The sequence below is a fragment of the Streptomyces sp. NPDC042336 genome, assembly GCF_055581985.1.
On the sequence record NZ_JBVJEA010000056.1, the window covers coordinates 1 to 12038 of the forward strand.

Consider the following 12038-nt stretch of genomic DNA (forward strand, 5'->3'; position numbering starts at 1 on the left):
AACTGCGGCGGATAGTTCTTCATGACCACGAGATGTCCGTTCTCAGATCCTCAGGATCCAGTGTCTCGTGTGTCCAACATCAAGGGTCAAGGCCCGTTTCGGGGTCGCGGCGGAGCAGGCCGAGGGAGACCAGGCGGGCGCGTTGTTCGGTGGCTTGGGCGGTGAAGTCGGTGTTCTCGGAAAGTTGGCGCTTGAGATCGGCGATCTTCACTCGGGTCTGGCCATGAAGGGCACGGAGCTCATTGCGCCGTGCGGTGAGGGCGCTAAGGGGGTCCTCACCGCTGTCGTGCTCGGACGACGGCTCGGTGTGGCTCAGGACTTGACGCAGCAGATCCAGTACTTCGTTGGCTGATGGCTCTGGATTGGTCAGGGGTGCCAGCAGGCGTGCTTCGACGGCCTCGGTGAGCAAGGCGCGGGCTTGACCGGTGGCGGGGTCAAGGTTCTGGGAGGGGGCGAGCGCGGTCTCGAGGTCAGCGAGGTCGCGGCGCAGGAGACGTAGGCGGTTGCGACGCAGCGCCTGTTCGGGATCGACGGCGCCCAGAAAGTAAGGGATGACTCCGCGGATGGTGTTGGGTCGCCATTCCTCGCCCTGGGAATGGAAGAGCAGATCGGGGTTGGCGACCTCGTTCTGTGCCTGGAAGCAGAAGAACAGGGCGTGGCGGATGGATGGGGCGATTGTTTGGGCTCGGCCGACAGCCGGTACGCGGACGGTGCGGTCAATGCCACAGAAGTCGCTGAGCATGTCCTTCGCCGCGTCCAGCGGGGTCGCGAACGTGAGCTCCTGCAGTGGCGGAGGCGGGGCGCCGGGGGCTTGCGGGAGGATGCACAGGACGGTGCTGACGGCGGATTTGCCTTCGGGTCCGCGGCGGGCAATGAAGAGCTGCTGGTCGGGCTTGACCAGGGTGAGGGCATAGGCGCTGACGTAATCGCGGACCTTGCCGGCCTTGACCGGATAGCCGGAGCTGCCCAGGCAGTAGTCGATGATGGTCAGCAGGGCGCTTTTGCCTCGTCGGGAGTCGCCGGTGACGATGTTGAGGGTGCCGGGCTCGAAGGGCACCGTGCGCACCTGGCTGGCCTGCTTGCCGTAGATGGTGACCGCACGGATCTGAAAGGTCACGGCTGGACTCCAAGGAGGGTCAGAACGGTACTGAGGCTTCGGGTGCTGGGGAGCCAGCGGCCGAGCTGGAAAGCAGCCTTTTGGATGGCGACGCTCTGTTCCGTGTCGCCTTTGATCGTTTTGGCGAGTGCGCGGGGGACCGGGTCCAAGCCGCCGCTGTGGCAATGCAGGATGCGGCTCTGCAACGCGAACAGCAGACCGGGCCGCACTACGGCAGCCAACGAGGCCGCGTTGCGTGTCATGGCAACTCGCACGGCGTCGTTCTCGTCCAGCCACCCCATCAGGCCGGTTCCTGTGGTGGCCGGCAGGACGGCCCGGATAGTCGGTTGCAGGGCCATGACGGCGGCTGTCACGGCCACCGGCAGAGGGCACGGGGCGGCGTATTCCTTGTCGTAGCCGTGAACGGCCCGGGCGGACAGCACCGCGGTGAACGCCGGGTTGTACAGGGCCCGCTCCTCGCGGCTCAGGTCAACTGCCGTCATCAACGTGCTCCGGCCGGTTCGAGGAGGGCCACCAGCCGGGCGGTGAAGTCCGGATGCCAGCCGACCCGCAGCTCGTCGGCAAGCATGTGATACGACCCCTTGGGAATGAACACCTCTTCGAGGCCGGTGCGGATCTGCGCACGCGCCTCGCGGTCCACCCAGCGATAAATCAGCTTGGCCTCACGCTTCATCTCCTCCTCGGTTGCTTCGTCACCGAGGTCTTCGCGCATGTCCGCAAAACGCGCCTGCCACTCCTCCACCAGCCTGCGCTCATATCTGCCGAGCTCTCCCACCCGCAGGAGCTTCTCCTCCGACCAGCGTGACCGCTGGCTGAAGGCGCGCACATAGTCCCGCACGGCCAGACGTATTCGTTCGGAGCCGACGCCGATCAGGTCCAGCTGCCTGACGAACATCTTGTCGGCAGACTCGGCAGGCTCAGGATTCAGGTCGGCGATATCGGGGTCGATGGGCAGGCTGTTGGGGCCGAACTGGTGGCGTAGATCGCTGAAGACCTGGTCGAACTCCTCGCCCGTGATGGGCGCACCGCCCGGCGAGCGCATCTGCTCGATCACCCGGTCGTAGAACCAGCCCTCCAGGCGCGTGAGGAAGGGCTTGGCGAGGTCATGTCCCACGACGAGGGCCGCGTGACCAAGCATGGTCTCGCGGACCTCGTCGATCCGGGGAGCGTCACCAATGACGTCGATCCGGGCGAGCAGGGTGCTCTGCCCCGCAGCCCCGTCGGCTTCCAAGCCGTCGAAGGCCGCGAACGCCTTCTGCAGCTTGTCGCTCGAAGACGCCTCACGAGCCGCCCGCAACAAGGTGAGCGCCTTGCCTTCGTCACGGTGCCCGTTCGCCTTGGGCTGCAGGTGATAGCCGGCACTGCCGGGCGGCAGCTCGGCCGTCGTCATCAAAAACAGGTTCGTTTCAGCGAGGTCGATCCGCCCACCCGTAGCCGCCTCACACCAGATCCGCAGTGTCTTCCACAGATCAGGGGCCGAGTCAGTCAGCCGCGTACCTTCTGCTCGCTGCTTGAGCTGAAGCAGCTCTGTCAGCGACCCGGCATGCTTTTCGATGTCATCGGCCGCCTCGACGGCGACGCTCCACTCCAGTCCGCCCACCCACTGCTCGATGCAGAGCTGCAACGCCTTGGCGAACTGGTAGAGGTAGCCGAGGGCTGAAGCAGACGCTTCGAACTGATCATCCTTGGCCGCCATAGCCCCTCCGCCCCTCCTGCCGAACTGGGAGCGATCTTCGCATGCGTGTCACCCTGGGCACATAGGCGGTCTCAGAATCGTGACATCGGCTCGTCCGCCAAGCGCCCGAGCTGGGCTTTCGACATCGCAAGCCCGGTCACTTCAGGTACGGAAGCGGGACAGCCAGCCGCCGTCCTTCTGCTCGGGTACGCCCTGGTCCTGTTGTTGATGTCCTTGCTCGGTTTGCTCGGCTTGGCGTTCGGCGGTGATGGCGCGCTGCTTGCAGTCGTCGCACAGGTCCGGGTGGGTCTCGCGCGGGGCCTCCCACCCGGAGGGCTCGATGGCCTTCCACCGTGCGTCGGTGAACCGGGTGCCGCAGCCGGCGCACACGGGACGGCGGGCCTCACGTTCGGCCCGGTGCTGTGCGGCGATGCGGCGCAGCTCTTCCTGGTGCTCGCGCTGGCGGGCTGCGTACTCGGCCTGCTTCCGGGCGTCGTAAGCTGCGCGGCGTGGGTTGCCGATCGCCTCGATGAGAGTCTGGTTGTGCGGCCGGCCGAAGCGCCGGAAGACCGCTCCAGCCGGGCCGTGCTCCTTCAGCTGCTTCATGCCGGTGGCCACGATGGGCAGCTTGCCGTCGTACATGTGGAAGCCGCCCTCGTAGTCGTGACCCTGCCAGTGCCGCTGAGTCAGCTCGGCCAGCTGTGCGATGACTGTGTTGGGGTTGCGCGGGCCGATCCGGTTGAAGACGAGCAGCAGCGGCGGGTGCGGCTGGTCGCCGCGGCGGCCGTCGGGCACCCACCAGCGGGTGCGCCACATCGGCCGCTCCTTGCCGTCGACGTCCTTCACCTTCCGCTGGCAGAACCGCATGTACTTGTCGATCTTCGCGGCGAGGACCTGCGCGGACTCGAAGCAGTTGTCGATCTCCACGAACAGCAGCGGCACCCCGTCCTCGGGCGCGGTGATGACGATGTCCGCCTGGGCGCCGCCCTTGCCGGGGTTGGCCCAGGTGCCCGTCGCGGGCAGCGCCACCTCGGTCGCGTACGAAGCGATGGTGCCCAACCCGGCGGGCGCGTCGAAGGCGGCCTGCGCGGCGGCGAAGACGTCGGCCGGCTCGCTGGCGAGCTCGGACAGGTTCGGCTTCGGGCGCAGCAGGGCGAGCACGGCTTCGTTGACCGTCATCGGGTGGGAGGCGCCCGTGCGGCCCGCGCCGCGGGCCGGGTCGCCCATCTCCCCCACCGGCCGCCCCAGCTCGCGAGCGGCAGCCTTCAATCCCATCGGGGTGAGGTTGCGCAGCGTGTCCCCGCCCGAGATCTTCCCGCCGTTCTCCGCCAGGCCGTGCTTGCGCAGATCGGACAGCGCCCCGAGGTGCGAGGCGGTGCGGGCCTGCTTCCGCTCCGAGGGCTTCTCCTTGTCGGTGTGCCGGTAGCTCATGTGCGGGGCCGCGATCTGCTGGATCTGTTCGACCGTCGCGACCTTCAGCACCCCGAGCACGCGCAGCACGTCACCGCGCAGGTTGTTCGACGACCCCGCCGGGTTCTCCTCACGCTTCCCCGCCATCAGCTGCGCTCCTTCCCCGTCGTCTGTCGCGCGCGGCCACCTGCCGAGCGCCGGCCGCGCCCGGCCGCCAAGGGCACCCGGCCCCCGAACCCGATGATCTCCTCCTCTACGGCCATCACTTCAAAGTTCAGGAGTGGATAAGAGGGTTGTGACAACGCGGCGCGCGGCCGTATATGCGTGGTGACCTGGTCTTTCTCCGTCCGGCTCGGTGCCGGGCACCAAAGTGGGTTCCACAGTGGCGTCCCAAGTGCGCACCACAGGAGGCCGGACCGGCTTGCCCGCTGCTGGTCGGGCCCGTGGTCGGGGCGGGCGCGCCGGGCGCCTGCCGGGGGTTGGTGCGTCGTCATCGCAGTGGCTCCTTCGCTTCGGGCCGCCCTGGTGGGCGGTGATCGAGGGAGCAGCGTGCAACCGACCCCCTTGTCCGCGGTCTAACCGGGGTCGGTAGCGGCCGTGGTCAAGGGAAGACGCGGTCGTGGTTGGGGCGGTAGCAGAGGTGGACAAGGGGTCGTGGTCGGGTTCGTGGTCGGGCCGACCAGGTTGGACAAGGGGGCCGGGTTTGACCCTTGCAGCCCCGATTCGCCCCTTTCTCTTGAGCAGGGAGAAATCTCTGGTCTCTGTCCACAGGCCCGCACGCCAACCATGCGATGAGCACGCCGCGAGTCGCGCGGCGGCCATCGTGAGGAGAGCTTCATGCCGTACCTGATCCCGTCCCGCACACCCCTGACGCCCGACCAGGTGGAGCGGGGCTTCGACTACCTCCTGGCGCTCCAGATGGGCGGCGGCGCCGCTGTCGCCGGGCGGGCGGAAGCCGACCCGGAGCTGGCGTTCATCCTGCTGCGGCTCGCAGAGGACATCGTCTGGCCCGTCACGGCCGTGGACGGAGAGGCCGACCTGTGCGCGGACTCCTTCGTCCTGGACGAGGTCGGGTGCGTGCTGCTGTCCGCGCTGCGCGACTGGGTGCGCGACTCCCCCATCACGGCGGTGCCGGGCATCGCCCGCAGCATCATCCGGTTCGTGGTGAGCGTCATCCCGGACCCCGACCACGAGGACACCGCCGACACCTTGGAGGCGCTGCGCGACGCGCGCCTGGCGGTGGCTCACGCGGTGCACTCCGTACCCGGTGCGCACCGCTGACCGCACCACCGCACCACTGCACCGGGTGGGTGCGCACCGGTGCGGTGGTGCGCGCACCACGTCCATCCGGTGCGCACCACCGTCCATCCGGTGCGCCTCCACTCGGTGGGCGGTGCGCGCACCGGTGCGGCCAGCGCGCGGAAGTGGTGCGCACCGGGTGGGCTCGGTGCGGTGGAGTGGGCCCGAGTGGAGACGGTGCGTTTCTCCTTTGACCTGAGCCGAGGTCAAGGAGAAACGCACCGCGTGGATGCGCGGTCCCACTCCCGTCGATGTCGTCCACTTCCACTCGGTGGGCTCCACTCGGTGGAGTGGATGCTGAGCACGGGTGGCGTCCACTCCCCGACGGTGGACTCCACTCGGTGGGTCGGTGCGCACCACCGCACCGGGTGCGCACCATCGGGTCCACTCAGTGGCCGGCCTCCCGGCCGCGGTGCGGTCCGGGTTGTTGTGGCCGGTGCGCCTGCTGGTCGTCCGGGCGCACCGGTTGCGGCGGTTTGGCGTCGTCGCGGCGCACGTAGCGGTTCATCGTGGTGTGGGCCCGGTCGGCCGCCTCGGTGAACGCGTCCTGGAGGTGGCGTAGGCGTTCGGCGGTGAGATCGAGGCCTTCCACGTCCGTGCGGGATTCCCGCAGAGCCCGCAGCGCCTTCAGGTCCATCGCCTCGCGGCGGCCGGGCTCCTGCTCCTGGTCGTCGTGCTCGGGGTCGGCCGGCTCGGGTGCGAGCAGCTGCTCGGGCATCGCTGCCTGCTGGTGGGCGACGACGTCGTACGCCCGGCCCCGCACGGCGGTGGCGGTGGTGGTGGTGCGCAGCTTCTCCCGCACCACCGCGCCGGCGAGGACGGCGCGCTCGTACTGGAGCGGGATGCGGGGTATCTCCCACTCCCCCGTGTCCTGGCCCGGGGGCCGGGGTTCGGCCAGCTCGCCGGGATCGGCTGGGGGTTGCCGGTCCGGGTCGGGAGCGGGAGTGAGTGGGCGGCGTCGGGCGGGGAGGTCGGACAGGGACCACCGGGCGGTGTAGAGGCGGTAGCCGGCCTCCAGGCCGCGTACGGTCTTCGGCTCGGTGATGTCCAGGCAGTGGGTGGATATGGCGGCGGCCACGATCTCCTCATCCAGGCCCGGGTCGCGGCGGCGGCCGCGCAGGACCAGGGCGAGGTGGCGGCGGACTTCGGCGAGCAGGTGCCGGCGGTGGAAGCGGCCGCCCTCGTTCATCACGAACACCGTCGCGGTGACGTCGACGGCCGCCAGGGCGACGTCGACCACGGCCGCGACCCGGGCCCGGATCGCGGCGGCCGCGGCGCGGGCGTGCTCGAGGAGGGAGTTGATGACGTCGGCGGCGACCTTGGAGGTGAGGATCGCGCTCACCTTCCACCAGACACGCAGCTGCGCGAGCGGCCGGGCCGTCTGTTTGCGCGGGCGGGTCTTGCGGGCAGCAATCTGGTTCATCTTGGCGCGGGCCCGCTCGGAGACCACGGGCAGGAACCGCGGCTCGCCGTCGTCGTCGACGGCGGTGACGTACTCGTGCTCCAGCTCGGCCAGGCAGGCGGCAATCTGGTCACTGCGCCGGGAGGTCCAGCGGATCAGCTCGTGCGGCACCCCAGCAATCTCCATCACCGGCCGGCGCCCCGGAGTGACGATGCGCGGCTCGGTCGCCAGCCCCAGCGCCTCGCAGACCTCAGCGGCCACCAGCTCGTTGTAGAGCGCGGAGGCCGCGACCGTGTTCTCGTGCAGGGCCGTGGTGTGGATCGAGCCCCACTTCCCGTCCAGGCGCTGCCCCTTCACCGACAGCAGCACATGGTCATGGAGCAACGGTCGGCCGGAGCGAGCCTCGTAGTGGCGGAAGCGGGCGGCGACCAGGCCGCCGGGCGGCCGGACCCGGTAGATGCCGTCCTTGCCGTACCGAATCACGGCGACCTCGTCCTCGATCCACTCCAGCACCCGCTCGATCGCCCGCTCGTGCGCGGCCTCGATCACCCGCCGGGTCTCCTCATCCCCGAACGCCCACAGGAGGTAGATCGTCGGCTGCGGCCGGAACACGAAGTCGACACCGGTCACCGTCACCCGGCGTCCGAGAGCGCCGGCCCGATACGCCTTCTTCGGGGAGTCGCCCTGGGCGAGCCGGTCGGCCTCGATCCGATCCGCGTACGGGTGCCGGCCCCGCTCGCCGAACAGGTTCCGCAGCTGCGCCTCGGTGACTTCCTCACCCGGCGCGAGTCCGAGCACGGCAAGTCCCCGGCCCATCCAACGCCCGACCGGGACCCCGGCCTGCTCCTGAGCGGCGCGCAGCGGCGTGCGGGCCGGGCGGCGACCGTCGCCGACAACGGTCTCACGGAGGTAGTAGCGGTACATCTGACCGGCCCGGATCACCCTGATATCCACTGTCATGCAGACCACGCCACACGCCTCTGACCTGCAAGAAAAGGCCGATCAGCCCGGCGTCCCGCCAGGCGGGAGCAGCGGCCGAACTTTCTTCACCGGGGCCCGCCGGGCGGGAAGCGGACCCGGGCCGGACGCGAATGTCATCGCTCTCCGGCAGCCCTCGCACCACGGCCCTGGCCCCCGCCCTGCGTCGCGTCATAGGAGTGTGCGTTAATCCGAGCAGCTGCCCAGCCGGCAGGGCAGCGCGGCCCGCATGGGACCTGCCTGTCAGTCGCCGAATGGCGCTACGGCTCGCGGGGAGAGATCGAGGCGAACACGGTGCAGGCGTACAGGGTGGCGCCATCGGCCGGCCCCGTCACGGGCGACATCCACCGCCACCTCCACCACCACCGCGGGCTGGACGAGAGTGACGTCCAGGACGTCGCGCGCACCCCACCCGGCGGTGAAACTGCGGCCCGTCCACGGATGACTGCCCGCCGCTGGTGCCAGGACCTCCGCGAGCGAGACGGCTGCCTCGCGGGTGAGGGGGGTGGTCCGGCCGGTGTAGCGCAGGACGCCCGTGTGATCGTGGCGTCCGAGCAGCAGTGTGCGGGGCGCGTTGGCAGGACCGGTGAAGGCGCCGACGATGGCGTCGGTGGTGGCACGGACCTTGTACTTGCTCCATCCCCGTCGGGCCCCGGGCCGGTACGGCTCCGCCAGTCTTTTGAAGCACAGGCCCTCGAGGCCAGCACTCGTCCAGGTGAGCCACTCGCGGGCGGTTGCCGGGTCGGTGGTCGACGGGCACAGCGTGAACGGCGTGGACAGCCCCGCATCGACGAACAAGCGCTCCAGGGCAGCCCTGCGGCGGGCGTACGGCCAGGCGGCGAGGTCTCTGCCGTCCAGGCGCAGGACGTCGAACACGACCAGGTGCGCTGGCCAAGCACGCGCGGCCGCCAGCGCGCCAGCACCGCTGCGGCGAGCCAGTCGCTGCTGGAGCCGCTCGAACGCGAGACGCCCGGACTCCCACACCACCAGCTCGCCGTCCAGGCCGGTGTCGTCGGGCAGCTGCGCGAGGGTGGCGTCACGGACCTCCGGGAACGCGGCGGTCATGTCGATGCCCTGGCGCGAGCGCAGCAGCACCCTCCCGCCAGACCAGCAGGCGAGCTGGGCACGGTAGCCGTCCCATTTGGGCTCCGCCGCCGACCCGGGCGGCAGGCCGGGGTCGGCCACAGGCGTGGTGAGCATCGGTTCCGGCAGCGTCCACGTCACCGGTGATGCCTTCCACCACTTCCTCTGGCTCTCCCGCGCAGGATGGCGACGAAAGGGGCTAGCCCTCCAGGAAGCCGAGCACACTGTCCGGCCGGCAGACACCACACGCCTTGACTCCCTCCGTGAGAGCCCGCCGGGCTTCGTCCAGGCTGATGCCGCGGGCGCGCTTGCCCTTGTTCCAGCAATCGCCGCAGTGGACCTGGACAGGCGGGCTGTCCCGGTTCAGGCCCTGCTCGAGCAACCAGTCGGGGGGAGGGGGCCGGTCCTGGATGCCCCGCTGCCGCTCCGACTCCCGCTGCTCCGCCAGAGCGATCGCTGCCCGGACCTCGCGGAGGAGCAGCACGAGGTATGCCTCCAGGGTACGAAGTCGAGGCAGGTCAGGCGGCAGATCGGTCACTCCCTCAGCTTGCCCCATAATTCGAACAAGGTTTCTACTGGGGGTATGGTCCAGCACAAGGTCGAGCACCTCACCGGCAGACAGGAGCAGATCCTGCGCTGCATCCGCCTGGCCATCACCGATCTGGGTGACGCCCCCACTGTCGCCGAGATCGCCGCTGCCGTAGGCCTGCGCCCCTCCTCGGTGCACTACCAGCTGCGCGAGCTGGAAACTAAGGGCGCCATCATCCGAGAGCCCGGACAGCCCCGCGGGATCCGGCTCGCATGAACTCTGGCCGCTACCGCCTGACCCTGGTTACCGACGGCCGGCCGATGCTGCAGGGCTGGTGGGAGAGCGAGACCGTGGCACGCGGGAAGTTCTCCGCCTGGGTAGGGCGGCACGGCGACCGGCCCGGCGCACAGATCACCCTCATCGACGAGGAGACGGACAGCGTCTTGGCGCAGTGGCCAGACAGCCAGTGATCGCCTCCAGCCTCCAGCGCCTCTCCCCCGTTCAGTACCTGTTTTCGATCCCCGGTTTTGAGTAGCTTTGGACCCTAGGCTGGTTGGGTGTCCAAGGGCGCCGGGGAGGCCGGGGAACGGGTGTGTGGGGGCTGCGGTGGACGGCTGCGGCCGGACGCACGACTCGCTGCTGTGTACTGCTCGGCGGCATGTCGTGCCAGGCAGTGGCGCCGTGAGGGCCGGTTGCGCAAGCGGGTGGCCGCCGAGTTGAGTGGTACCGGCCGGGTCGAGTGTCCTGAGTGCGGGGTGATTTGGGTGGCCGGGGTGGACCGCCGTTCGAACGCGGTCTACTGCTCTCGCCGGTGCGTCACGAGGGCCTGGAGGGCCCGGAAGGAAACGTTCGGCGAACGGTCACAGTGACCGCATCGCGAACGCATCTGGATCCCAGCTCCGGTCAGAACCCGGTCAATTACGGTCGCTCGTTGTGATCGTCGTATTTACGGTCTGACTCTCGGTCGAGAAGCGAGCCGGGTCTCGCCACGGCCGCTTGGCCGTGCACCGGCCTGCGCTGGGTGGTGAATGCCATGCACGAAGCGATCGAGACGACCGGCAAGGTCGGCAGCGTCAGCGGGAACCGCTATGCGGAGATCGTCGCTGAGCTGCGGAAACTGGTCGAGACGTCCAGCCGCATCCAGTTCAGGATCGGTGACTACGCACTCGAAGTCGAGCCGATGCGTGAGCACGGCGGCTCGGCGCCGGCTGATGAGCTGTTCACGGTGAAGGACTCGCTGTTCCGGCTGGCCGAGGACATCGGACTGTCGTACTCGACGGTGAAAACGGCCAGGTGGACCGCGTCCAGGTGGCCGGAGGACCGCCGGGTTTCGGGGGTGTCGTTCACGGTCCACAGCATCCTGGCGGGCATCGTCGACGACGAGAAGCGCTGGGCCACCATCCTCACCCCGCCCGAGGGCAAGGCCCGGTGGACTCCCGACGAGGCCAAACGCCGCACGGGCCGCCAGGTCGTCAAACCCGTCACCCCGCAGGAGAAGATCACCGCGATCCACACCCTGGCCCGCGACGAGGACGTCGCCGCGGCGGTGACCACGGACTTCCTCAAACGTCCGACGGTCGCGGCGAAACTGCCCGACCAGGAGAAAGTCCGGGTCGTGGAGGAGTTCACCCGCGACGAGTCGGTGGCGGCCACGGCCGCCACCAGCCTGCTGCGCAGGCCGGACATCGCCTTCACGGCGATGGGCGACGACACCGCCCGCCACCAGGTCAACCACGCCCAGATCGAGCGTGGCCGACAGGCCCGAGAGCACTTCGAGGACACCAGCCCCGTCGCCCCGACCCTGCGCAGCATCGACCGGTCGGTGGAGTTTTTGGACCTGGTCACCGCCTGCCACGCCTTCGTCGCGGCGGCCGGCCGCGTCGTCCCCACCCTGCGGGACCGCCAGCTCGGCGACGACGAACGCACCATCGTCCACGAGAACGTCGCCCGGGTGAGGGCGACGCTGGACTGGATCGAGACCGCGGTCGACACCGGCAAGGTCGACGTCGACGGCGAGCTGGCCCGCCTGCTGCAAGGCGAGTAGGCGATGCCTCGCGCTTCCGAGCGCAGATCACCCGCCGCCCAGCGACACGCCGACACCGTCCGGTTCGTACTCTTCGAGGCCCGCCCGGCCGGTCTGACCTTCAACCAACTGGTCAGATCCAGCGAACTCTCGTCCCACCAGACCCGCTCCGGCCTGGCCTGCCTGCGGGACACCATCGCCGAACGCGGCTGGCCCCCGCTGATCTGGACCCGGGCGGACGGCTACAAGTTCTGCTCGGACCCGGCCGAGCTCCAGGCATACGAGGTCGCAGTCATCCGGGAGAAACTCACCGAGATCCGCCGGTTCATCACCGGCGTCGTCGCCCCGCACGCCGCCCTCCAGCCCAAGGGCCGATGGATCAAGCACCTCAACACCCAGCTCAGCTCGGTCGAGTCCACCCTCGACGTGATCGCCGACTACATCGACGCCTGACCGGCGGGGCCGGCCGCGGAGCGGCCCGCCCCCCCACAGTGCAGGAAGGGGGGGGAAACCCGTGCCGCG

General features: G+C 69.5%; 12 protein-coding genes. 5 read left to right on the forward strand and 7 right to left on the reverse strand.

What is annotated here, in order from left to right; genetic code table 11:
• Positions 1 to 79: 79 nt before the first annotated feature.
• From ACZ6IM_RS41540 to ACZ6IM_RS41555, 4 genes are all read right to left on the reverse strand, one after another.
• On the reverse strand, positions 80 to 1117 hold the full coding sequence (locus ACZ6IM_RS41540; RefSeq protein WP_469564388.1) for a hypothetical protein: 1038 nt from the start codon (positions 1115 to 1117) through the stop codon (positions 80 to 82).
• The gene (locus tag ACZ6IM_RS41545) at positions 1114 to 1599 is read right to left on the reverse strand and encodes a three component ABC system middle component (protein WP_469564391.1); all 486 of its coding nucleotides are present in this window, start codon (positions 1597 to 1599) and stop codon (positions 1114 to 1116) included. Before ACZ6IM_RS41545 ends, ACZ6IM_RS41540 begins: the two co-directional genes overlap by 4 nt.
• Positions 1599 to 2813, reverse strand: a complete 1215-nt coding sequence (locus ACZ6IM_RS41550) for an ABC-three component system protein (protein WP_469564394.1) — start codon at positions 2811 to 2813, stop codon at positions 1599 to 1601. Before ACZ6IM_RS41550 ends, ACZ6IM_RS41545 begins: the two co-directional genes overlap by 1 nt.
• A gap of 141 nt (positions 2814 to 2954) precedes the next feature.
• Positions 2955 to 4349, reverse strand: coding sequence for a replication-relaxation family protein (locus tag ACZ6IM_RS41555; RefSeq protein WP_469564396.1), 1395 nt, complete (start codon positions 4347 to 4349; stop codon positions 2955 to 2957).
• 690 nt (positions 4350 to 5039) lie between these two features.
• On the opposite strand from ACZ6IM_RS41555, the gene ACZ6IM_RS41560 reads away from it, so the two are divergent.
• The gene (locus tag ACZ6IM_RS41560; RefSeq protein WP_469564398.1) at positions 5040 to 5483 is read left to right on the forward strand and encodes a hypothetical protein; all 444 of its coding nucleotides are present in this window, start codon (positions 5040 to 5042) and stop codon (positions 5481 to 5483) included.
• A 406-nt stretch (positions 5484 to 5889) separates the two neighbouring features.
• On the opposite strand, the gene mobF is transcribed toward ACZ6IM_RS41560, so the two are convergent.
• From mobF to ACZ6IM_RS41575, 3 genes are all read right to left on the reverse strand, one after another.
• A complete protein-coding gene (gene mobF / locus ACZ6IM_RS41565; RefSeq protein ID WP_469564401.1) occupies positions 5890 to 7863 on the reverse strand; it encodes a MobF family relaxase in 1974 nt (657 codons plus the stop codon).
• A gap of 261 nt (positions 7864 to 8124) precedes the next feature.
• The gene (locus ACZ6IM_RS41570) at positions 8125 to 9081 is read right to left on the reverse strand and encodes an ATP-dependent DNA ligase (protein ID WP_469564404.1); all 957 of its coding nucleotides are present in this window, start codon (positions 9079 to 9081) and stop codon (positions 8125 to 8127) included.
• Between the two features lie 82 nt (positions 9082 to 9163).
• Complete coding sequence (locus ACZ6IM_RS41575; RefSeq protein WP_469564407.1) at positions 9164 to 9502, reverse strand: DUF6233 domain-containing protein; 339 nt, start codon at positions 9500 to 9502, stop codon at positions 9164 to 9166.
• Between the two features lie 45 nt (positions 9503 to 9547).
• Here ACZ6IM_RS41575 and ACZ6IM_RS41580 point away from each other — a divergent pair, with 45 nt between their 5' ends.
• The 4 genes from ACZ6IM_RS41580 (at position 9548) to ACZ6IM_RS41595 (ending at position 11969) form a co-directional block, all read left to right on the forward strand.
• Positions 9548 to 9769: a LexA family protein gene (locus ACZ6IM_RS41580; protein ID WP_469564410.1), complete on the forward strand. Its 222-nt coding sequence runs from the start codon at positions 9548 to 9550 to the stop codon at positions 9767 to 9769.
• A complete protein-coding gene (locus ACZ6IM_RS41585; RefSeq protein ID WP_469564413.1) occupies positions 9766 to 9963 on the forward strand; it encodes a hypothetical protein in 198 nt (65 codons plus the stop codon). The genes ACZ6IM_RS41580 and ACZ6IM_RS41585 overlap by 4 nt, the downstream gene beginning before the upstream one ends.
• A 563-nt stretch (positions 9964 to 10526) precedes the next feature.
• Positions 10527 to 11537 (forward strand): DUF6192 family protein, encoded by a 1011-nt coding sequence (locus ACZ6IM_RS41590; RefSeq protein WP_469564416.1) that lies wholly within the window; start codon positions 10527 to 10529, stop codon positions 11535 to 11537.
• Positions 11538 to 11540: 3 nt separating this feature from the next.
• A complete protein-coding gene (locus ACZ6IM_RS41595; protein ID WP_469564418.1) occupies positions 11541 to 11969 on the forward strand; it encodes a RacP protein in 429 nt (142 codons plus the stop codon).
• The last annotated feature ends 69 nt before the right edge of the window (positions 11970 to 12038 follow it).